This window comes from Ruminococcus sp. OM04-4AA (assembly GCF_003462585.1).
GTDB lineage: Bacteria > Bacillota > Clostridia > Lachnospirales > Lachnospiraceae > Mediterraneibacter > Mediterraneibacter faecis.
Genome location: NZ_QTZH01000023.1, coordinates 23997 through 45953 on the forward strand (window position 1 = coordinate 23997; position 21957 = coordinate 45953).

20 protein-coding genes and 2 pseudogenes are annotated in these 21957 nt (G+C 40.3%); 6 read left to right on the forward strand and 16 right to left on the reverse strand.

Annotated features, from left to right (window positions below):
* Positions 1–9 precede the first annotated feature (9 nt).
* Both DXB52_RS08420 and DXB52_RS08425 read left to right on the forward strand, forming a co-directional pair.
* Positions 10–1458 (forward strand): nicotinate phosphoribosyltransferase, encoded by a 1449-nt coding sequence (locus tag DXB52_RS08420; RefSeq protein WP_118106936.1) that lies wholly within the window; start codon positions 10–12, stop codon positions 1456–1458.
* Between the two features lie 38 nt (positions 1459–1496).
* On the forward strand, positions 1497–2309 hold the full coding sequence (locus DXB52_RS08425) for a Cof-type HAD-IIB family hydrolase (RefSeq protein WP_117542244.1): 813 nt from the start codon (positions 1497–1499) through the stop codon (positions 2307–2309).
* Here DXB52_RS08425 and DXB52_RS08430 read toward each other — a convergent pair.
* From DXB52_RS08430 to DXB52_RS08440, 3 genes are all read right to left on the reverse strand, one after another.
* Positions 2248–3198 carry a DMT family transporter gene (locus tag DXB52_RS08430; RefSeq protein ID WP_118106937.1) on the reverse strand — a complete coding sequence of 317 codons (951 nt, stop codon included), beginning with the start codon at positions 3196–3198 and terminating at the stop codon, positions 2248–2250. The genes DXB52_RS08425 and DXB52_RS08430 overlap by 62 nt on opposite strands.
* Before the next feature lie 93 nt (positions 3199–3291).
* Positions 3292–4704, reverse strand: a complete 1413-nt coding sequence (locus DXB52_RS08435; RefSeq protein WP_055173435.1) for a L,D-transpeptidase family protein — start codon at positions 4702–4704, stop codon at positions 3292–3294.
* Positions 4705–4735: 31 nt separating this feature from the next.
* On the reverse strand, positions 4736–5725 hold the full coding sequence (locus DXB52_RS08440; protein ID WP_117836476.1) for a nucleotidyltransferase family protein: 990 nt from the start codon (positions 5723–5725) through the stop codon (positions 4736–4738).
* Between the two features lie 262 nt (positions 5726–5987).
* On the opposite strand from DXB52_RS08440, the gene DXB52_RS08445 reads away from it, so the two are divergent.
* Together DXB52_RS08445 and DXB52_RS08450 are read left to right on the forward strand one after the other, a co-directional pair.
* Positions 5988–7433, forward strand: a complete 1446-nt coding sequence (locus DXB52_RS08445; protein WP_118106938.1) for a carbon starvation CstA family protein — start codon at positions 5988–5990, stop codon at positions 7431–7433.
* Between the two features lie 270 nt (positions 7434–7703).
* Positions 7704–8522, forward strand: coding sequence for an ATPase P (locus DXB52_RS08450; protein WP_472520047.1), 819 nt, complete (start codon positions 7704–7706; stop codon positions 8520–8522).
* A 118-nt stretch (positions 8523–8640) separates the two neighbouring features.
* Here the strand turns inward: DXB52_RS08450 and DXB52_RS08455 are convergent, their stop codons facing one another.
* The 8 genes and pseudogenes from DXB52_RS08455 to udp all read right to left on the reverse strand — a co-directional run bounded on the left by DXB52_RS08455 (position 8641) and on the right by udp (position 15714).
* On the reverse strand, positions 8641–9216 hold the full coding sequence (locus DXB52_RS08455; protein WP_117826968.1) for an HD domain-containing protein: 576 nt from the start codon (positions 9214–9216) through the stop codon (positions 8641–8643).
* A 93-nt stretch (positions 9217–9309) separates the two neighbouring features.
* Positions 9310–10500, reverse strand: a complete 1191-nt coding sequence (locus DXB52_RS08460) for a phosphopentomutase (protein WP_055166470.1) — start codon at positions 10498–10500, stop codon at positions 9310–9312.
* 15 nt (positions 10501–10515) lie between these two features.
* Positions 10516–11337, reverse strand: coding sequence for a purine-nucleoside phosphorylase (locus DXB52_RS08465; protein ID WP_117542238.1), 822 nt, complete (start codon positions 11335–11337; stop codon positions 10516–10518).
* A 54-nt stretch (positions 11338–11391) separates the two neighbouring features.
* Positions 11392–12378 carry an adenosine deaminase gene (gene add / locus DXB52_RS08470; RefSeq protein ID WP_118106940.1) on the reverse strand — a complete coding sequence of 329 codons (987 nt, stop codon included), beginning with the start codon at positions 12376–12378 and terminating at the stop codon, positions 11392–11394.
* Between the two features lie 179 nt (positions 12379–12557).
* Positions 12558–13721, reverse strand: a complete 1164-nt coding sequence (locus tag DXB52_RS08475) for an RNA-guided endonuclease InsQ/TnpB family protein (protein ID WP_118106941.1) — start codon at positions 13719–13721, stop codon at positions 12558–12560.
* Positions 13669–14328 carry an IS607 family transposase gene (locus tag DXB52_RS08480; RefSeq protein ID WP_118106942.1) on the reverse strand — a complete coding sequence of 220 codons (660 nt, stop codon included), beginning with the start codon at positions 14326–14328 and terminating at the stop codon, positions 13669–13671. Before DXB52_RS08480 ends, DXB52_RS08475 begins: the two co-directional genes overlap by 53 nt.
* Before the next feature lie 143 nt (positions 14329–14471).
* Positions 14472–14890 (reverse strand): annotated as a pseudogene (locus tag DXB52_RS08485) (cytidine deaminase).
* A gap of 41 nt (positions 14891–14931) precedes the next feature.
* Positions 14932–15714, reverse strand: a complete 783-nt coding sequence (gene udp, locus DXB52_RS08490) for a uridine phosphorylase (protein ID WP_118106943.1) — start codon at positions 15712–15714, stop codon at positions 14932–14934.
* A 265-nt stretch (positions 15715–15979) separates the two neighbouring features.
* On the opposite strand from udp, the pseudogene upp reads away from it, so the two are divergent.
* A pseudogene (upp, locus tag DXB52_RS08495) lies at positions 15980–16608 on the forward strand (uracil phosphoribosyltransferase).
* Positions 16609–16756: 148 nt separating this feature from the next.
* On the opposite strand, the gene DXB52_RS17020 reads toward upp, so the two are convergent.
* From DXB52_RS17020 to DXB52_RS08510, 4 genes are all read right to left on the reverse strand, one after another.
* On the reverse strand, positions 16757–16906 hold the full coding sequence (locus tag DXB52_RS17020; RefSeq protein ID WP_472520048.1) for a hypothetical protein: 150 nt from the start codon (positions 16904–16906) through the stop codon (positions 16757–16759).
* Positions 16891–17382, reverse strand: a complete 492-nt coding sequence (gene ttdB, locus DXB52_RS08500) for a L(+)-tartrate dehydratase subunit beta (protein WP_472520049.1) — start codon at positions 17380–17382, stop codon at positions 16891–16893. Before ttdB ends, DXB52_RS17020 begins: the two co-directional genes overlap by 16 nt.
* Complete coding sequence (ttdA, locus tag DXB52_RS08505) at positions 17382–18281, reverse strand: L(+)-tartrate dehydratase subunit alpha (RefSeq protein ID WP_015529419.1); 900 nt, start codon at positions 18279–18281, stop codon at positions 17382–17384. The genes ttdB and ttdA overlap by 1 nt, the downstream gene beginning before the upstream one ends.
* 107 nt (positions 18282–18388) lie before the next feature.
* Positions 18389–19654 carry an SLC13 family permease gene (locus DXB52_RS08510; protein WP_117569970.1) on the reverse strand — a complete coding sequence of 422 codons (1266 nt, stop codon included), beginning with the start codon at positions 19652–19654 and terminating at the stop codon, positions 18389–18391.
* 241 nt (positions 19655–19895) lie between these two features.
* On the opposite strand from DXB52_RS08510, the gene DXB52_RS08515 reads away from it, so the two are divergent.
* Positions 19896–20762 carry a LysR family transcriptional regulator gene (locus tag DXB52_RS08515; RefSeq protein WP_117542584.1) on the forward strand — a complete coding sequence of 289 codons (867 nt, stop codon included), beginning with the start codon at positions 19896–19898 and terminating at the stop codon, positions 20760–20762.
* A gap of 81 nt (positions 20763–20843) precedes the next feature.
* Here DXB52_RS08515 and DXB52_RS08520 read toward each other — a convergent pair whose 3' ends face one another.
* Complete coding sequence (locus DXB52_RS08520; RefSeq protein ID WP_118106944.1) at positions 20844–21776, reverse strand: Rpn family recombination-promoting nuclease/putative transposase; 933 nt, start codon at positions 21774–21776, stop codon at positions 20844–20846.
* Positions 21777–21957 lie beyond the last annotated feature (181 nt).

Consider the following 21957-nt stretch of genomic DNA (forward strand, 5'->3'; position numbering starts at 1 on the left):
GATATCAATATGAGTGCACAAAATCTTACTTTATTGACAGACCTGTATGAGCTTACTATGATGCAGGGATATTTTGAAACACAGGAAAATCAGACCGTTGTATTCGACGTTTTCTTCCGTGATAATCCAAACAAAGGCGGATATTCCGTCATGGCAGGACTGGATCAGGTCATTGACTATATTAAAAATCTGAATTTTTCTTATGAAGATGTTGATTATTTAAGAGGGCTCGGATTGTTCAGTGAGGATTTTCTTCATTATCTGAGCGGATTTCATTTTAGCGGAGACATTTATGCGATCCCGGAGGGAAGCGTCATCTTCCCAAGAGAACCACTTCTGAAAGTCGTAGCTCCGATCATGGAGGCTCAGCTTGTTGAGACAGCAATCCTTACAATTCTGAATCATCAGTGTCTGATCGCTACGAAAGCTTCCCGTGTTGTTTATGCAGCACAAGGAGACGGTATCATGGAGTTCGGACTTCGCCGCGCCCAGGGACCGGATGCGGGATTGTACGGAGCAAGAGCTGCTGTGATCGGTGGATGCGTCGGAACTTCCAATGTACTCGCCGGCGAAATGTTTGATGTGCCGGTTATGGGAACGCATGCACACAGTTGGATCATGACTTTCAAAGATGAATATACTGCATTCAAAGAATATGCAAGATTGTATCCTGATGCATGTACACTGCTTGTCGATACTTATGACACATTGAAATCCGGTGTTCCGAATGCGATCCGTGTCTTCACAGAGATGCGCGAAGCAGGCATCAAACCGAAGAGTTACGGTATCCGCCTTGACTCCGGTGATCTCGCTTACCTTTCTAAAAAGGCGCGTAAGATGCTGGATGACGCCGGATTCCAGGATGCTGTCATTGCCGCTTCCAACGACCTGGATGAATTTCTGATCCACGATCTCAAGATGCAGGGCGCCACCATTACTTCCTGGGGTGTCGGAACAAATCTTATTACATCAAAAGACTGCCCATCCTTTGGCGGTGTTTATAAACTGGCTGCTATTCAAAACGCAGATGGAGAATTCCAGCCGAAGATCAAGATTTCTGAGAATATTGAGAAGATCACTAATCCGGGAAATAAAACCATTTATCGTGTTTACGACAAAGAGACTGGTATGCTGCGTGCCGATCTGATCTGCTTTGCTGATGAGGCATTTAATACAGAGGAAGAGCTTCTTCTCTTTGACCCAAATGCTACATGGAAGAAAACACTTCTTCCGGGTGGAACCTACACAATGCGTGAACTGCTTGTCCCAATCTTCCAGCATGGAGAATGTAAGTATGAGTCCCCATCTGTAAAGGAGATTGCAGAATTCTGCCGTCAGGAAAAAGAGACGCTTTGGGATGAGACAAAACGTCTCTTCAATCCACATAAGGTATATGTGGATCTTTCCCAAAAACTGTACGATACAAAAACCAAGCTGCTGAATGAAGCACATCATTAATTACTGTCACCATATGATGAAATGGAGTTTTAATTATTATGAAATACCAAGTGATTGTACTTGATCTAGACGGTACACTGACCAATTCAAAAAAAGAAATAACGCCCCCTACAAGGGACGCTCTGATTGAAATTCAACAGAATGGAAAAAAAGTAGTCCTCGCCAGCGGTCGCCCGATCAACGGTGTCGCACCTCTGGCAGAGGAATTATATCTAAAAGAATACGGCGGATTCATGCTCTCCTTTAACGGTGCGAGAATCACCCGCTGTTCTGACAATGCAATTATTTATAATAAGGTTATCCCACAGGAAGTCATCCGTCCGATTTACGAGGCGGTAAAAGAATATCCTGGATTGGATCTTATCTCTTATACGGATAAAGTAATCCTCTCCGGTATTAAAAGTAATGAATACACTGAGAAAGAAGCCGCCATCAACAGCATGGATATCTGTCCGGTTGAGGACTTCCCTGCCGCACTTGATTTCCCGGTCAATAAAATGCTTATCCCAGGTGAACCTTCCATCCTGGAAGACCTGATGCCGAAGCTGCAGAAACAATACCACGGGCTGCTCAACATCTACCGTTCTGAGCCATTCTTCTTAGAGATCATGCCTCAGAATATCGATAAAGCACACTCTCTGCAGAAGCTTCTGAACAGTATCGGTCTCACTGCCGATTCCATGATCTGCTGCGGCGACGGCTTCAATGATCTGTCCATGATCGAATATGCCGGTCTTGGTGTAGCAATGGAGAATGCCCAGCCGGTCGTCAAAGAATCTGCTGACTTTATCACAAAGTCGAATGATGAGGACGGGATTCTTCACGTTGTAAATCTCTACATGAGAGATTAGGCCTTCTCTCCGGAAGCTGCGCAAGAATCACAGCCGCAAATACAAGGGCACATCCAAAAAGTTCCCTTGGAGACAAAGTTTCTCCAAGAATCACCCAGCCTGCAAGTACTGAAAATACAGACTCAAGACTTAACAGCAGAGATGCAACTGTCGGGTCTGTATTTTTTTGTGCAACAATCTGCAAAGTATATCCTACTCCACAAGACATGATTCCTGCATAAGCAATTGGCTTCCATGCCTGCAATATAGAATAAAGTTCCGGGTGCTCAAATAAAATTGTCGGTATCATACATAAGATTCCACAAACAAAAAACTGAATACAGGACATCTTCACTCCGTCTGCTTTTGGTGAAAAATGATCGATCACAAGAATATGGAATGAAAAAGCAACAGAACCCAGTAAAATATAAAAATCTCCTTTTGCAATGGATAGTCCTGATGTCATACACAGAAAATACATTCCGATCACTGCAAGTACCACACCAATCCATACTTTAATTCCGGCCTTTTTGCCAACGGTCAGCCCCAGGATTGGAACAATCAGAATATATAATGCCGTGATAAATCCTGCTTTTCCCGCCGTTGTATATTGTATTCCAATCTGTTGCAGGGAACTTCCCAGCATAAGAAAAAATCCACAACAAACACCACCAATGATAAGTGTTTTCTTATTTTGTACAACTTCTTTTCCTTGTGATACCTCCTTCTTTTTCTTCTTATCCAATACATAAATCACCGGAATCAATACGATTCCACCAAGTATACTTCTGGCACAGTTAAATGTGAACGGACCAATATAGTCCATCCCAGCACTTTGTGCAACAAATGCAGCTCCCCAAATGAGCGCGATTATCAAAAGTATTAAATTGTTTGCATACCTCTTTTTCAATTTTTTTACCTCTTTTACAATTTTTAGCCACTCTCTAGTATACAAAAAAATCTGCCGATTGGCAGATTTTTTGATTTTTTCTTATTATTTTTCTTAATAGTGCATAATCACCGGATCTCCAACCTGGATCAACTCATACAATTTCCCGGCATCCGAATAACTCATATTGATACATCCATGAGAACCTCTGTAGGTATATACATTTCCTCCAAAACTACTCTGCCATGTTGCATCATGAAAACCAACACCGGAATACGTTACACGCATCCAATATTTTACAGGAGTTTCATACTCTCTTGTTCCATCCGGTCTTAAATTACCGCGCAGTACTTTATTCTGCATTCGTTCCAAAATCGTATAAACTCCTGCCGGAGTACTTCTTCCGCCTTTCGGAAGTCCGGTCACTACATCTGCTGACATCAAAACTTCTCCGTCTTTGACATACCACATTTTCTGATTCGTCAGATCGACTTCTGCATAAGTGGAGCCCCAATCCTGCGCACCATGCGATGCCGCAGTCTTTCCTTTCACATAAACCGGCTCTCGACTTATTGTTTCTCCGCTTTCAACATTCGCAAGAAGTGTCTCATACTCTGCCTTTTCATTAATCTCCCAACCGTAAGTTCCACCGGAAACTTCGGCTGCTCTTCCATCCGGTGTAGTGAATTGTCTGGTCTTTCCTGCAGTATCATACTGCTGCGCAAACTGTGTCACCCATTCCTGTATAAGTTCCGGGTGAAATGTCACCACATAATTCTCATCTGCTGTCACCCACTGTGAAATAACGGTTTTATCAACCACAACCGGTGTATCAAGTCCCATCTCATAAGTTACACTCGCATTCAGGTATGCATTCATCGCATCGCACGCCTGCTGAACTTCCGGTGATTCTTTTGTATATAGCGGCTGTACATAACATCCTGCTTCATCAAGATCCAACTGCTCTTGCAGTCCCTCTATCGCTTGGACTACCGCTTTCTTCAATGCATCTGCATCTATTGCTGTCCCTTCCGTAATGTCTCCCGGAACAAACTTTTCTCCGTCAAACACCGGCATAGAAGATATCGGCTGCACCTGTTCTGTTGTCACAGCTGTCAGACTTGCAATCTTCGCATCTAATGCATTCCCATCATAATCCGCACTTGCCGTGATGGACAATCCTTTTCCCTCTCCCGACCATGCTGCCGGCCACAGAAAAACGGACTGCTCCTTTAATAATTTATCTATCGCTCCATTTTCTTTATATTCAACAGAGATCTCTTTTCCTGTAATGCTATCAGAAAGTCCCGCATGTTCTGTAATCTTCAATTCATACTTCTTAACTTCTGATTTTAGATAATCCGCCACATCTTCTTCCTTAGCATATGAAAAATCTTTCCCGTTAACCTTTGTATTTGGAAGAAAATGACTCATAAAATACAAAGCGGTTCCTATGTACCCTAAAACCAAGATTCCTGCAACTATTCCAAGGCTGATCCATAACCATTTTTTCTTGTTGTCTCCCATCAAACACGTTCTCCTTTGTAATTCCTTCTTTCTAATCAATCAGATCATTCTGAAATCTCGACAAATGCTCATACGGCAAGATCAGTCTTCCTCGAAACAATCCACACCCGTCATTGATCAAACTGTTATTCATCGCTGCAAACATATTTACATCCAGCTTCGCCAGATCCAATCCCAACAGCTTCATTCCGCGCTCATACGCCTCATCAAAATAAATGCACTCACCTCTTGGAATCGCATTTCTTCTGGCGCGCTCTTTCTCTTGTTTTTTCTCATATCCCAGATGGTTTGCCGGCCCAATCTCTGCAATATCATCCATTTGCTTTGTACGGATCTGAACCTCAATATAACTTCTTGAACAGTTATCATAGAATGTAATGTGCAGTGACTGGTATTCATCCGGCTGGCTGTCTGAAATATAGTCTCTGTAATATGGTCTGACATTGTCATCCATGAGTGGGGAATGACTTTCCATCACACCATTTGCTGGCTCCGCTGTAAACCCTCTTTCCTCAAGAAAGCCCGGTAGTACATTCGCTATCCCGTACAGACATTCCAGTTCTGCGATCTGACGCTCTTCTTCATTTTCATAATGACATTTTGGCATAGAAATCACGATCCGGTATGCGATCAGATCACGAAAACAGCTAAGACTGCTCTTTAACTCTGCCGTTGTCGGATACTTTCCATACTCTTCGTAATAATCTGAAATATACTTAACAATATAACCATTAAATTTCTCTTCCGCACGGATCAAAGACTTGATTCTTCCTTTTACTGTAAATGCAAGATATGGATATTCTTTTGTCATATATTTATAAAATTCCCGTATCTGCTGTGACTGGGTCGTAAGGAATTCATTATGTTCCAGAAGTTCTCTGATCTGAATCAGGAAATTACAATGTATCAGGTCAATTTCATTTTTTGTTTTTCGCGCATCTTCTCTTAAATCTGTAATGTAATTCTGCAACACTCTGAAAATAGTATCGCCGGAGTACAGGTAATCATTTAAAGTTATCATAAGTTCTCCCTCCACGGAACTGTATATCTATATTTTTCATTGCTTATCTCTTGTCCGACCGCCAAATACGGAAGCAGACTGTAGTTCTATTATAACAATCTGCGACGGTAATCGCCAGTCATGAAGCTTCAAATGATATTTTTCTTCATTTTTAGACAAATTATATAAATTTTGTCTAAAAACCTTGAATTTTTTATAAAGAATCCTATAATGTAGATAGGTTGAAAAAACGCTAACATTTAAATCTTCTGGAGGTGTTTGTATGATTAGTTTTATTATTTGTTTAGCGTTACTTATTGGCGGATATTTTGTTTATGGAAAGGTGGTTGAGAACACATTCGCACCTGACGACAGAGAAACTCCTGCTGTCAGAATCAATGACGGAGTAGATTATGTCGTTATGCCGCAATGGAAGTTATTCCTTGTGCAATTACTTAACATTGCCGGTCTGGGACCTATTTTTGGTGCCATGCAGGGTGCTTTATGGGGACCGGTCGTATTCCTTTGGATTACATTCGGTACAATTTTTGCCGGAGGTGTGCATGATTATTTCTCCGGTATGCTTTCTGAACGAAATGACGGAGCATCTATCTCTGAAGTATGCGGAATTTATCTTGGAAATGTTATGAAAAATGTAATGCGTGTATTCAGTGTAGTACTTCTGGTCATGGTCGGTACTGTATTTGCAGTAGGACCTGCCGGTCTGATCGTCACTTTGCTGGGGAACAAAGGTATCACCGGGCTTCTGGCAAACCCGGAATTCTGGCTTTGGATCATCCTGTTATACTATTTTATTGCAACCTTTATTTCTATTGATAAGATCATCGGACGAATCTACCCACTCTTTGGTATCTGTCTGATCATCATGGCTCTCGGTGTCATCATCGGTATTTTTACAAATCCTGATTATACGATTCCTGAAATTTGGAACCACTTTACAAATATGCATCCAGACGGAAAACCAATTTGGAGCTTCATGTTTATCACCGTAGCCTGCGGAGCTATTTCCGGATTCCATTCTACACAGTCCCCTCTGATGGCTCGTTGTATGAAATCTGAGAAACAGGGACATTTCGTATTCTACGGCGCAATGGTAGCAGAAGGTGTGATTGCACTGATCTGGGCAGCCGCAGGATGTGCACTTTACAAAGTGACAGGTGGTCTCAACACAGGTTTAAGCGAAGTTCTTGCTAACGGTCAGTCAGCCGCTATCTACGATGTGTGTATTAAGACAATGGGAAGCATCGGTGTAGCATTGGCAATGATCGGTGTTATCGTATGCCCGATTACTTCCGGAGACACTGCATTCAGAAGTGCCCGTCTTGTACTTGCAGACTGGTTCAAGATCGATCAGAATAAAATGCAGAAACGATTGGTTCTCTGTGTACCGCTTCTGGCAATCGGTGCTTTTGTAGGACATCTTGATTATGCCATTGTATGGAGATATTTCAGTTGGACAAACCAGACTCTGGCAATGATCGTTTTGTGGACAGCAAGCATGTACCTGTTCCGTGAGAAGAAGAATTACTGGATCACAGCGGTTCCTGCAACATTTATGAGCGCTGTTTCTATGACCTATTTCTTCTGTGCAGATGAATGTCTTGGACTCTCTACAGCAGTTGCTTATCCTGTAGGAATTATCCTGGCAGCATTGTTCCTTGGAATCTTTATCTGGGCAACAAGAAAACCTGCGAAAAAACAGGCTTAAGATTATAGAACTGTGAAAAGCAGACAGACATCCGGTTTTTCACAGTTCTTTTAAAATATGCAAATGAAATGAGATGATATTATGTTTAAACCACAACGACTTGGAACTGTAACACTCCCGGATGCTGAATTAACCACTGACAAAAAAAACTGCAAAAAAATAGGCCCTTGCGGTGTTGGGGAAAAAGCAATTTATTTAAACAGTTTTTATTTTGACAGACGTTATTACATACCCATTTCTTCCATAGAAAGAATATTTAAAAGAATTGCCATGAGCAAAGGTGGTTTTACAGGAAAAGGAGCATTTGGAACGTTATCCTATCTCGTAGTTGTATATGAAAATGGAAAAGAAAAACAATGTAACTTCAAACATGAAGAAGATGTGGATCGTCTTTTGGCTTATATTGAAGAAAGATTTCCTCAGATTCCGCTGCACAGCATAGAAGCCGAGCGAAAACTGGAAGAAAAAAGAAAATGGCTGGAAGAAAAGCAGCGCGAGCGCATTCTTCCGGGAGAAATCAAAAAGCGGCTTACCAAGCTTGAACGCGCAGAAAATTATCTTAAAAAGCAATCCGATTACTACATGGATCTGAGCCTGTCGGCGAAGAAAAAGAGAACCTATGACAGAAGCAATCCCGCTTATAAATGGGTCGCTCTTGCTGTTGTAATATTGGGCATCGGAGCATTCCTTTATGGAATCTACTCCCTTCTGACTCATGCCGGATTCGGTATGTATTTCCTGTTATTTGGATTGGCAGCAATTTTCCTGTTCGCAGGAGCGAATGTATTGCCAACCTCCAAAAACAATAAAAAATATATCGAAAATCAGCTGGAACGATCCATCCAGCAAATGGAAGCCTATATCCAGAAATATCCTGACTTTCCGGTTCCAGCACATTACGCACATCCGGTCGTATTAAAGAGAATGCAGGATATCATGAAGGATGGCCGTGCACAAACGATTCCCGAAGCACTCACGGTTTTAAAAGATGATTTGAAAGCTCTGAATTCTAATGTAACAGTTGAAAAAGAAGAGTATGATGAAATCGTTGCAATCAAGCCAATGTTTCTGGTAATGGATTATAAATAGTTTTTCACCTGATTTTTGCCCTCTCAAAAAGAATAGCAGCTGTTCTCACAACACACTTGTTAGACAGCTGCTATTCTTTTCCACATTCCTCTCATTTTATAAGAAAGTTATTCACATTTTACTCTTTAATTGTTCCCTTTTTTACATTTTCCTGGATAATCTGATCTACAACTTCAAATATTTTTTCCGATCCAAGTCTCGTCTTCCTCTGGCGACCATAAACCTGATCTGCACATACTCCATGCTCTTTCCAATCATTTCCACCATTGCTGTTATTCAGCATCAGCGGCTGTAGATTATCCATTGCATGTGCAAACTTAGATTCTGCTGTTTCAAATGCCTCGAACTCATCAAAAAGAGAAATCAGCTCTTGTTTCTGATCTTCCGGAAGGATTGAAAAAATTCTTTCCTTCGCCGCATCTTCTCTTGCTTTCTGAGTTTTCAAACCTTCTGTATCATATGCATACGTATCACCCGCATCGATCTCCACAATATCATGGATCAGACACATCAGCATTACCTTTGCAATGTCCACCGATTCGTTTGAATGCTCTCTGAAAAGATATGCCATGATCGCCATATGCCATGCATGTTCTGCATCGTTTTCCCGTCTGCCATGCTCTGAGAGATGTGTCTGTCTCAGAATATTTTTTTCCTTATCTATTTCCAATGCAAAATCAAGCTGTCGTTTCATCTTTCATCCATTTTTCTCTGTCTCCTTGTTCTAAACTTCATTACCTTAAGATGAAAATTAATTTGCTTTTCGTATTATTTTCATTCTCAGTTTTTATTTCAGTTCATCCAGGATAGATGCTCCGATCGTTCCCTCCGGCATCTTTACGTCGAAATTATCTGCAATTGTTGCACCGATCACTGCAAATGTATCTGAATCCGGCAGTTTTCCGTATCCTTCCATAGATGGAGAATAAGCGAAAAACGGAACCATTTCTCTTGTATGATCTGTTCCTGTATGTGTCGGATCATTTCCGTGATCTGCAGTAATGATCAGAAGATCATCCTCTCTCAATCCACCAAGAAATTCTCCTAATTTCACATCAAATCGTTCAAGTTCCTCTGCGTATCCCTTTACATTTCTGCGGTGTCCCCACAATGCATCAAAATCCACAAGATTTACAAAGCACAAGCCTTTGAAATCTCTCTTTGAAATTTCAATCGTCTGCTCCATTCCGTGAACGGAACTCTTAGATTTATTTGATTCTGTCAGACCTTCTCCATCGAAAATATCAAAGATCTTACCGACTGAGATCACATCATATCCTGCATCTTTGAGTGCATTAAGTGCTGTTCTTCCGTATGGTTTCAGCGCATAATCATGTCTGTTACTTGTACGCTTGAACTCACCTTTTTTCTTTCCAACATAAGGTCTTGCAATAACACGTCCGACTTTCCACTCATCTTTCATCGTAATATCACGTGCGATCTCACAGCAGCGGTAAAGTTCATCCAGTCCGAATGTCTCCTCATTTCCACAGATCTGCAATACAGAATCTGCAGATGTATAGACGATCATATGACCTGTTGCAATCTCTTCTTCTGCAAGTTCATCAAGAATCTCTGTTCCACTGGCACTCTTGTTTCCGATCACTTTATGTCCTGTTCTCTTTTCCAGTTCGTCAATCAATTCCTTTGGAAATCCCGTCTCTGTAAATGTCTTAAATGGCTTCGTGATATGAAGTCCCATCATCTCCCAGTGTCCGGTCATCGTATCCTTTCCGGTACTTGCTTCTTTCAGGAAAGAATAGTATCCCATCGGTCTTTCTACCGGTGCCACCTGTTTCAGTGGATGCAAATTGGCGATTCCAAGTTTCTGAAGATTCGGAATATGAAATTCATCCACGGACTCAGAAATATGTCCCATTGTGTCTGTTCCTGCATCTCCATACTCTGCAGCATCCGGCATTGCTCCTGCTCCGAATGAATCGATCACAATTGTAAAAATTCGATTATATTTTTTCATAAAAGTCACACCCCATTACATGTTTACAACGACCTTTGTAACAAGTTCCTTAAATGATTTTGCCACACGATCTGCTGTCTCCTGTACTTCCTTATGGTTCAATTCTACTTTTGAAATTCCCGCTGCCATATTTGTGATACAGGAAATTCCACAGATTTCCATTCCCATATGACGTGCCGCCATAGCTTCACATGCGGTACTCATTCCGACTGCATCTCCGCCCCAGCTCTGTGCAAGTCTTATTTCTGCCGGTGTCTCATAGTTCGGTCCTGTAAACTGAACGTAAACACCTTCCTGAATCTCAACGCCACACTCCGCTGCACACTTGCGGATCACATCCTGAAGACGCTTGCTATACACTTCGCTCATATCCGGGAATCTCGTTCCAAGTTCATCTATATTCGGTCCGATCAATGGGCTTGGAACTCCTGTTGTAATATGATCTGTGATCATCATGAAATCTCCGGCTTTATAAGATGGATTGCATCCACCTGCCGCATTTGTAAGAAGAATCTTCTTCGCCCCAAGCATTCCCATCAGACGTGTCGGAAGAACAACATCAGACATCTTATATCCCTCATAATAATGAACACGTCCCTGCATGATCACAACCGGTGTATCCTCTACATAACCAAATACAAAACGACCTTTATGTCCCTTTACTGTAGAAACCGGAAATCCTTCAATCTCTGTATAATCGATGGTCTGCTCAATCTTGATTCCATCTGCAAAATCTCCAAGTCCGGATCCGAGAATCAGTGCTACTTTTGGTTTAAAATCGACCTTCTTTCTTACACTTTCGAGACATGTAACTAATTTCTTATACACAATTTCCACACTCCTTTTCTTTGTTTTCTGAACTTGAAAACCGGTAACATTTCGTGTAAATACTTATGCGCCATAAACTTCTCTCATTATCCGATACAATTTATCTTTTACATAATCTTCCGCAAAAGCCACATCTGCTGCATTTTTCATCAAACACAGGATTTCATCATCTCGAATTCCGTATGTTTTCTGAATAAATTCCAGTTCCTTTGTCATGGTTGTATCACTGACGGTTCGATTATCTGTATTCACCGTTACTTTTAATCCACCATCCAAAAACTCTCTGATCGGATATTCCTCCGGCCCTGCTACTGCTTTCGTCTGCAGATTACTGATCGGACACATCTCAATTCCGATTCCTTTTCCGGCAAGTTCTTTAATCAGATCACTATGTCCTCTCATTGCGATTCCATGACCGATCCTTCCTGCACCGGCCTCCACAGAATCTATAATATTCTGAGCACTTCCACATTCTCCTGCATGGATTGTAAATGGCATTCCTATCTTATGGGTATTTTGAAAGAGATTTTTAAACTCTGACATAGGATAGGAGGCTTCCGCACCTGCAAGATCTGCTGCACACACTCCTGAGCCGAGATATTCTCTTGCTGTGCGGATCATGCGCCAGTTCATCTCTTCACTATGATGACGCATCGCACACACGATCAGACCAAACTCGATTCCGAAATCTTTTTTTCCTCTCTCTAGACCTTTTAAAACTGCTTCGATCACTTTATTGCAATTCATGTCTTCTGTCTCTGAAAGAAGCGGTGCAAAGCGAATCTCAGAATAAATGACATTCTCCTGTTTCATACTTCTAAGCACATCATAACCGGCTTCTTCAAGACCTTCTTCATCTTGTAAGCATTGCCCCGGCAGATCAAACTTTTCCAGGTATTCTGCAAGACTGGTACAGTCATTTGACACACTCAGTTCTTCTTTTCCCACCTGTCTTCCCAATCTCTTTTCCACAAACTCCCGACTCAGTGATCCATCCAGATGACAGTGCAATTCCACCTTTGGCAATTTTATAATATCTTCCTTTGTCATTGTTAAATCCCCCGTTACTGAAAACCTATAAAAAGTTATAAACTTCCATGTTTCATTCCTACTTCAACGAGTATGCTTTTGATGATATAAATATCTATCTACTCACAAGTTCTTGTACTCTCCATAGGCGTAAATTCCAGACTAACGTATCCGTACATATTTGCATTAACGTTTCAGTGTTAGCTTGCAAATCGTTCTCCATAAGCCTTAAGATTTATAGATGCCTGGAAATCTCTGTCAATCATATTCCCACATTCACATCTATAAAACCTGTCAGATAACTTCAAATCTTTTTTGATGTTTCCACAGCAACTGCAAAGCTTTGATGATGGATAAAACCGATCAGCCACAATAAGCTGGATCCCTTTATCATTGCATTTGTATTCAAGCTGTTTTCTAACCCTAAAAAATCCTTGTTCCTGTACTGCTTTGGATAAATGTCTATTTTTCATCATTCCGCTGACATTCAGATCTTCAATACAAATAAATCTTGGCTTTCGATTCACGATCTCAGATATGGTCTGATTCAAATAGTTTTTACGGATGTTTGTTAATCTGTGATTTCGTTTTAATAAAAGTTTTTCCTTTTTGATTACATTATTTGTTTTACAGTAACTTTCCCCTTTCTTATTTTTCTCGTAAGAACGAGAGATACTACGCTGTAATCTACGTTTCTGTTTTTCTAGTTTCTTTACTTTCTGACTCTTATTGATGTTCTTATACTTAACGGCATCAGAGCAGACAGCTAAGTCTTTAATTCCTAAGTCTATGCCAACTCCATCATCATTAAGTGTTTCCTTACAGTCAGGAAATTCTACACATACACTGATCCACCAGTTCAATCCATCAAAGGATATTCTCGGATTCATATATTTAACATCTGTTGGAATACCTCCATGTTCTGCAAGTCTTACCCAATTCTTTTTTTGCTTATTTGCTTTCCTGCTGGAAGAAAAACCTTCAAGCTTAACGTGGGTATTACTGAATTGTATCTTAACGTTGTCCTGATAGAACTTCGGCATTGATCTCTTTCTGGACTTGAATCTTGGGAATTTTTGCAAATCCTTGAAAAAGTTCTTATACGCAGTACAGGCATCTTTGATTGCCTGTTTGGTTACATTATTTGAAATATTTAATAACCATGCGTATTCATCAGAATGTCTAAGCTTTGTAAATTCTTTTCTGAGTTCTGAATCTGAAATGAATTTGCCACCTTTTTCGTAGCTTTCTTTTTCCCTGGCCAAAGCCCAGTTATAAGCAAATCTTGAAGCTCCTGCGTACTGAAACATCTTAGTTTTCTGTACGTTGTTTGGTATCAACATTACTTTTATGGCTTTTACCATCTGTTTCCTCCTGTATCAATTCTCGGATAAGTCTCTTAGCTTTGTTCGCTCGTTTTCCTTGTAATTTACAACTGAATACTGTGATTATTTGAACTAGATCTTCAACAAGTTCCTGCTGTTCAGATTTTTCAGTATTGTCAATAATCTCAATCTCACAATTATAAAGTGAAGCGATATATTCTATCAACTCAAAACCAAATCGCAATAGCCTATCTTTATATAAAACAACAACCTTTTCAACCTGATTTTGAGAGATTCGTCTGATCAATTCCTGAAGCCCTTTTTTCTTATAATCAATCCCAGAACCGATATCACTTATTATCTCAAACGGCTGCCCTTTTGCCAGAAGATATGTCTTGACATTATCAATCTGTCGTTCCAAATCTTCTTTTTGTTTATGGCTGAAAACGCAACAATATCCAATTGTAATGCGATTTTTAGGCTTTACATTTATTACTTGGTTGAGTTGCTCATCGGAATAATATCTATAGCCACTTACTGTAGTATGATGCGGATGAAGTTTTCCATTGGCATCCCAATTTCGTAATGTCTGAGCAGATACGCCTATAATTTTTGAAAATTCATGTATAGAATAATATTTACTCAAAGTATCAACTCCTTTCAATAATATTCCACTCTAATATCTTATAAAACTCAATACCGACTTATATGATTTTATAATTTATATCTAACTATTAATAACCTTCCTTTGTCAGCTTTTAATTCGTATAATATATCCTTTTCTTCACATTATACCAAATTTAATGGTCCAAACCCAAGAGGCATCAGCTCTTCTAAAGTATAAATTTCATATCGTTCTTTATCCACTGCAAGAATGATCTGAAATGTCTTCGGATCACAAAATTCCATCATAACCTGACGACACACACCGCAAGGTGCAGTGTATTCTGTCAGTTTTCCATCTTTACCTCCCACAATGCAGATTGCCCGGAACTCTCTGACTCCCTCGCTCACTGCCTTGAAAAAAGCAGTCCGCTCTGCACAGTTAGTCGGTGTATAGGATGCATTTTCTATATTGCATCCTGTAAAATCTCTCCGTTTTTCGCAAGAAGTGCCGCTCCAACTTTGAAATTCGAATATGGTGTATAGGAAAACTTAAGTTGCTCAATCGCTGTATCGATCAATTTCTCAACCATAACCTGTTCCATCACAGCCTCCTCTTTTCTTTCATATGCTACTACCAGTTTTCTTATTTATTTTCTTGGTCTGCTTTGATCAATTTACGAATTGCTTCAACGGCTACCTGGATTGCCATATCTGTATCATGAACAACTGGATTCGCAAGACCAAGTTTCTCTCTTTCCTGATTTGCAACAACAAGAAAACAAGAACCTGCTCTTGCTCTTAATTTAGATGCACAGATAAACATTGCTGCTGATTCCATCTCAGATGCGAGGCATCCCATCATCTTCCATGCTTCCCATTTATTGATAAGTTCATATCCTACCGGCATTTTCTCTGGCTCATGCTGTCCGTAAAATGCGTCTTTAGACTGAACAACACCTGTATAATGTGTGAAGTTTTTCTCTTTCGCTGCTGCAACCAATGCATTTGTAACATCAAGATCTGCTACTGCAGGATACTCGATCGGTGCATATTCTTTGGATGTTCCTTCCATACGGATCGCACCAGTTGCGATTACAACATTACCACTCTTAATCTCCGTCTGCATTCCTCCGCATGTTCCGATTCTTACGAAAGTATCTGCTCCACATTTATACAGCTCTTCCATAGCGATTGATGCAGACGGGCCACCGATACCTGTAGATGTAACGCTTACCTTTACTCCGTCCAGTGTTCCTGTATAAGTAATATACTCTCTGTTATCTGCTACCAAAACCGGATCATCAAAATACTGTGCGATCTTAACGCAGCGTTTTGGATCTCCCGGCATGATCACATAACGTCCAACTTCTCCTTTTGCTACCTGAATATGGTATTGTCTGCTCGGATCTTCTGAATAATTTTTCATAATTTTTCACCTCTCTACCACTTCATATCTTATGCCATTGAGGGCACAACTACCTTGAACAGTACCTGTAGAAATTCTTGACTTCTTTTAATATTACTTTACTCTAATATCTTGTAAAACTCAAGCTACCTATTCATTGCATGAAATAAAACTCGACAAACTTTCAATAATCTTGTTCGAAAGTCCCTTTTATTAAAAAAAGGGGTAGTCTCAAAACAAGAAACTCGTTATAATAGGGGGCAGAAAATGGATGGAGGAATTCAAAATGAATAATGTAATTGAGATGAAGCACCCACTGATTCAGCATAAGATTTCCCGATTAAGAGACAAAAATACAGGAACTGCTGAATTCCGTGCGCTGGTAGAAGAAATCGCTATGTTAATGGGATACGAGGCTTTAAAAGACCTTCCATTAGAAGATGTGGAAGTCGAAACACCGATTGAAAAATGTATGACACCACAGATTGCAGGTAGGAACTTTGCTATTGTACCAATCTTACGTGCCGGTCTTGGAATGGTAAGCGGTCTTCAGGCTTTAGTCCCAACTGCAAAGATTGGTCATATTGGTCTGTATCGTGATGAAGAGACACATGAACCACACGAATACTACTGCAAGCTGCCAAGCCCAATCTCTGAGCGTCTGATCGTTGTTACAGACCCTATGTTGGCTACAGGTGCTCTGCTGTTGCTGCTGTTGATTTTATCAAACAGCACGGTGGAAAGAAAATCAAATTCATGGCTATCATTGCTGCTCCAGAGGGAGTGGAACGTCTGATGGAAGCGCATCCGGATATTCAGCTGTACGTAGGACATATTGACAGAGAACTGAACAAAGATGCTTACATCTGTCCGGGACTTGGGGATGCCGGGGATCGTATTTTCGGAACAAAATAAATAGATTTTGCAAAATAAAAAAGATATCGAAGCACACTTTCATTTTCTGTGTGCCTCGATATCTTTTTTATCTGTCCCTGGCCGAACAGATCATTTGGCTTATATTTTATGGTATATTTTTACATGGCAGTAAAATTGGTTTAAATTCTTATTTAATAAAACTTACATGTTTGCAGATCTCTTCGATCGCTTTTTCTTTTCTCTCATTGAAGACTACTTTGTTCTCTTCAAACAGGTTGCGTCCCTCTGTGTCAATAGATACGATCAGTGGTCCGAACTCTTTTACGCGGCAGTGCACAGTGTCTCAGGCATTCCAAGGTCTCTCCACTGAGCATCAACGATTTCCTCAACTTCTGTTGCTGCAACAACAGCATTTCCTGCAGGGAATACGCAGTGGATTGCTCCGAATTCTTTACATGCACGCTCTGTGTTTTCTTTCATTCCACCTTTTCCGATGATTACACGGACACCGGACTCTTTTACAAATTCATACTCAAATTTTTCCATACGCATACTTGTTGTCGGTCCTACAGAAACCATTTCAAATTTGTCATTCTCAAGTGGTCTGATAATTGGGCCTGCGTGGAAGATTGCTGCATCTTTTACATCAACTGGAAGCTCACGTCCTTCTTCAACGAGTCTTCTGTGTGCAACGTCACGACAAGTTGTCATACTTCCGTTCAAATAAATGATATCTCCTGCATGAATATCTTTGAGATCCTCAGCTGAGACTGGTGTTGTTAAAATCTTTTTTCCATCTTTTATTTCCAACATTATAATGTCACCCCCGAATGTGTTGTGATTGTGTAGTTAAGGTCCTTATCAAAAACAATGTGTCCACGTCTGTGTGACCAGCATCCAACATTAACAGCAACTCCGATGGTGGATGGATGTCTTGCTGTATTCTCAATATGAACTCCCATAACAGAATACTTTCCGCCCATTCCCTGAGGTCCAAGTCCAATTGCATTAATTCCATCCTCAAGCAGTTTCTCCATAGATGCTGCACGTTCGTTTTCATTGTGGCTTCCAAGTGGTCTCATAAGAGCTTTCTTGGAAAGTAATGCTGCTGTCTCAACAGATGTAGCAACACCGACTCCGACAAGCAGCGGAGGACATGCATTCAGTCCGTAAGATGTCATAACATCAAGAACAAATTTTGTAACTCCTTCGTATCCTTCGCCCGGCATAAGAACCATAGCTTTTCCTGGCAGTGTACATCCGCCACCTGCCATGTATGTATAGATTTCGCACTGATCACTATCCGGTACGATATCCCAGAATACTGTCGGTGTTCCTTTTCCTACATTCTTTCCTGTGTTGTACTCATCAAATGTCTCAACACTATTATGACGAAGCGGAGCTTCAAATGTAGCTTTCACAACTGCTTCTTTTAAAAGTGCTTCCAGTTCTCCAATAAGTGGGAAGTTTGTTCCACATTTTACCCAGAACTGTAATACTCCTGTGTCCTGACAACTTGGTCTGTTCAGCTCTTTTGCAAGAACCTGGTTTTTCTGCATTGTCTGATAAATAACCTTTGAAAGCGGGCTGTCTTCTTTCTCTGCAAGCTCGTCAATCTTTGCTTTGATGTCATCCGGCAGTACTTTACCAATATAGGAAACAAAGTTCGCCATATAAGTAGTAAGCTGCTCTACCTGTGCTTTTTTATCCATTTTTAGGTCTCCTTTCATTACTGTTGCAATTTTCAGTAACTTTGATGATTAGGTTCGTTTATTGTTTTAATTGTTTCTTTTATATCTCAGTCCAACAACACTCATTCTTACGGGAAGAACGGAAATGCAATTGGAAGGATAATCATACTTACAACGGTTGCGATAATGATTAATGGAAATCCTGCTTTTACATAGTCCATAAACTTGTATCCGCCGGCTCCAACCACCATTGTATTTGCCGGCATTCCGATTGGTGTTGCATATGCGCAGGAGCCACCAATTACACATGCCATCAGCACAGCTCTTGGATCCGCTCCCATCCCCTGTGCGATTGAGAGACAGATTGGAACCATCAGTGCTGTTGTTGCTGTATTTGACATGAAGTTTGTCATGATACAACACAGCAGGAATACAACAAATGTCAGAATATATGGTGATGGGTTCGCACCCAACGCTCCGATTACTTTATTGGCGATCATTTCTCCAGCTCCTGTCTCCTGAAGAGCAGATGCGAGTGAAAGTGTTCCACCGAACAGGAAGATTGTCTTAAGATCGATTGACTTAAGTGCATCTTTCTCTGAGATAACTCCTGTAAGGATCAGAAGCAATGCTCCGATTCCACCGGAGATGCAAAGCTTGATACCGATTTTATCTTCAAAAATCATTGCCAGCAATGTAAATACTAGAATGATCAGTGATAACCACTGTTTCCATTTCGGCACATCACTGAAATCCTTTGTTGTATCAAATGCTCCATCATCTTTTACATCGTGACTTGGAAGCAGTTTGTAACCGATTGTTGCGTAGAAAATAATTCCTGCGATCAGGATCGGCATACCGACAACTGCATACTCAAAAAATCCAAATTTTAGTCCGATTTCACTGAGTGCACTCTGTGCGATCAGGTTTCCCGGTGCACCGATCAGGGAAAGATTTCCTCCCATTGCTGCTGCAAATACAAGCGGCATCAGAAGTCTGGATCTTTTGTATCCTGATTTTGCTGCAATTCCGATAACTACCGGAATCAGAACTGCTGCAGTTCCTGTGTTTGACAGGATTCCGCTCATCAATCCTACGATCACCATAATCGCAATGATCAGCGTTCTTTCTGTCTTGGCGAACTTCGTAACAATTCCTCCGATTTTATTCGCCATTCCTGTTTCAAATAACGCACCTCCTACGATAAACATTGCTACAAAAAGGATTACGTTACTGTCAATAAATCCTGCAAAGGCTGTTTTCACGTCTAAAACCCCAGTCACTACAAGACCAATACAGACAATCATGGATGTTACTCCAAGCGGTATCTTTTCTAATACAAACATGATTACCGCAAACAGGAGAAACAGAAGAGTTATTGTTGATGGACTCATATGTTTTCCTCCATTCCTTTGTTTCTGTTTTTCTTTTACTTCTTAACTTTTTCAAATCTTTTTCAGCTATTATTTTAGCTTCGCTTTAAGTAATTTCCGGCCGTTTCGATTACCTCTCTGCTATGGTTGTATTATAGAAAATACAATCGAAAATGTACATTCTGAAAAAAATATGGTACTATAAGAAAAAACTATGGAAACCTTTAATACGCAATAATTTAGATATAGGAGGTTTTTACAAATGAAACTGACACAACTCGAATATTTCTGTGTTGCTGCAAGATACCACAATATCACACGCGCATCCAAAGAGCTTTTTGTCACCCAGCCTTCGGTATCCAATGCGATCAAAGCTTTGGAGGAAGAATTTGGTATTAATCTCTTTTACAGAAATAATAATAAACTGACACTGACACCGGAAGGAGAAAAATTTTATCAAAGTGCTGAGGAGCTTTTAGCCCATGCAGATGCAGTCAGATCTGAACTTCATGAACTCCGGAAGCAGATCACTCCTATCCGTATTGGAATCCCTCCCATGCTTGGAACCATTTATCTGCCGGATATGTATCTTTCTTTGAAGGAAGAATTCCCTGACGTGGATTTGCGACTATATGAATATGGATCGATCAAAGCCTGTGAACTTGTTTTGGAAGAGAAACTTGACCTCGCGATTGTCAATGCAGAACAGTCTGCGATTGATAAATGCAACCTCCATGTTATTGATAATGAAGAGCTGCTCTTCTGCGTATCAAAGGAGCATCCACTTGCAGAACAATCCACGCTTCTTCTAAATATGTTGACTGACGAGCCATTAGTTCTTTTTAACACCGATTCTGTCCAGGTTATGACACTGACCCGTCAGTTCAAGGCCGCAGGAGTAAATCCCCATGTGGTACTAAACACCAGCCAGATCACAACACTGATCAACATGGTAAAGGCCGATAAGATTGGCTGCTTTTTATATAAATCTATGGTAGATATGTACCCAGATCTTGTCGGAATACCTGTCTTTCCGGCAATCGAGCAGCGCATTGGTGTTATCTGGAGAAAAGGAAAGTATCAGAATGCGGTAACTGAGAAAGTTATTAAATATTTGAAGAATTATTAATCATTATGCCAATTATTTTGCTTGACAACTCATTATTTTTAAGAGGCAGATACATTGAACTATACCCGCCTCTTATAGATTCTAATTCTCTTTTTCAAAATTGCTTTTACCATGATTCAAAACTTCTAATACTATTTCCTCACTGCATCCTGTAAGAACTGAAATTTCTTCAGCTGATTTTCCCAGCTGATGCATATTAAGGATAATTCTCTCTTCACAACTCTTCTCTCCAAGTTTTATTCCTATTTTTTCTCCAATTTCCTTTCCAATTGCCTCACCGCGTCTTCTGGCACTAGACATCTGTGAATTATAATCCCTGAGAGCCTTTTCTCTTGCCTCATACTCCAGTCTTTTCTTCTCATCCGCACTCATTCTCTCTAATTCTTCATATGCTTTCTCAATATATGGATCTTTTTCTGCCATTTTCTTTAAGTCCTCCTTGCATTTCCCACTGAGAAACCGCATCCAGCGAATAATACCTGACTCATTTCTATCTTCTGTCGGAAGCTTGCCAAGCTCTAGAACATAAATCTCCATCAGGTCTGTATAAACCTCTCCTGTCTCTACATCACAAAATGTAATCTTACGGAAACATCTATCATCCTTTGGGAAATGAAGAAAATCAAGAATGCTGACATGAATACATTTCTTTAATTTCTCGTAAGGCTCTCCTCTTTTAATCTGTCCCGTATACATTTTCCCTAAATAGAACAGTACTCTGTTTGGCCAAAAGTCAAACTGTACTACCTGCATCTCCAAATCCGTTTGTGTCCCGTCTGCAAACAGAAACCTTACATCCAGAATTCCAAGTTTCTCATCCTGATATTCTGGTTGAAGAATTGTTGGAAGTAACTCTGTATCTTCTAATTCTTCCGGATTTTTTCCCAACAATGCAGATAAAATACCTTTTCTTACTTCTTTATTTTGCATCAGTTCTTTGAAGCAGAAGTCTACAGTGGGTAACATGATAAAATTGTCATTTTGCTCAGATAACTGACGTTTTTCTATTGTCATTCATTCTCCTCCTATATGAAAACAAATCGAAGATTAAATTGTACTGGATCTTCTCTCAACATTACATAGATGGAAATGTATTGGGCAGTTATCTGATTTTCTACTTAAAAGAATAACATATTTTCTCATCATGTGAACATATTTTCTCATCATGTGAAACATTAAATTTCTATTATTCTTC

Excerpts from the sequence above, each read along its gene's own strand:
- udp (WP_118106943.1), bottom strand. The coding sequence starts at position 15,714 with ATGAAAAATTATTCAGAAGATCCGAGCAGACAATACCATATTCAGGTA.
- DXB52_RS08445 (WP_118106938.1), top strand. The coding sequence starts at position 5,988 with ATGATTAGTTTTATTATTTGTTTAGCGTTACTTATTGGCGGATATTTT.
- DXB52_RS08435 (WP_055173435.1), bottom strand. The coding sequence starts at position 4,704 with ATGGGAGACAACAAGAAAAAATGGTTATGGATCAGCCTTGGAATAGTT.
- DXB52_RS08425 (WP_117542244.1), top strand. The coding sequence starts at position 1,497 with ATGAAATACCAAGTGATTGTACTTGATCTAGACGGTACACTGACCAAT.
- add (WP_118106940.1), bottom strand. The coding sequence starts at position 12,378 with ATGACAAAGGAAGATATTATAAAATTGCCAAAGGTGGAATTGCACTGT.
- DXB52_RS08420 (WP_118106936.1), top strand. The coding sequence starts at position 10 with ATGAGTGCACAAAATCTTACTTTATTGACAGACCTGTATGAGCTTACT.
- DXB52_RS08455 (WP_117826968.1), bottom strand. The coding sequence starts at position 9,216 with ATGAAACGACAGCTTGATTTTGCATTGGAAATAGATAAGGAAAAAAAT.
- DXB52_RS08475 (WP_118106941.1), bottom strand. The coding sequence starts at position 13,721 with ATGGTAAAAGCCATAAAAGTAATGTTGATACCAAACAACGTACAGAAA.
- DXB52_RS08510 (WP_117569970.1), bottom strand. The coding sequence starts at position 19,654 with ATGAGTCCATCAACAATAACTCTTCTGTTTCTCCTGTTTGCGGTAATC.
- ttdB (WP_472520049.1), bottom strand. The coding sequence starts at position 17,382 with ATGTTGGAAATAAAAGATGGAAAAAAGATTTTAACAACACCAGTCTCA.
- DXB52_RS08460 (WP_055166470.1), bottom strand. The coding sequence starts at position 10,500 with ATGAAAAAATATAATCGAATTTTTACAATTGTGATCGATTCATTCGGA.
- DXB52_RS08450 (WP_472520047.1), top strand. The coding sequence starts at position 7,704 with ATGAGCAAAGGTGGTTTTACAGGAAAAGGAGCATTTGGAACGTTATCC.
- DXB52_RS08440 (WP_117836476.1), bottom strand. The coding sequence starts at position 5,725 with ATGATAACTTTAAATGATTACCTGTACTCCGGCGATACTATTTTCAGA.
- DXB52_RS08515 (WP_117542584.1), top strand. The coding sequence starts at position 19,896 with ATGAAACTGACACAACTCGAATATTTCTGTGTTGCTGCAAGATACCAC.
- DXB52_RS08520 (WP_118106944.1), bottom strand. The coding sequence starts at position 21,776 with ATGACAATAGAAAAACGTCAGTTATCTGAGCAAAATGACAATTTTATC.
- ttdA (WP_015529419.1), bottom strand. The coding sequence starts at position 18,281 with ATGGATAAAAAAGCACAGGTAGAGCAGCTTACTACTTATATGGCGAAC.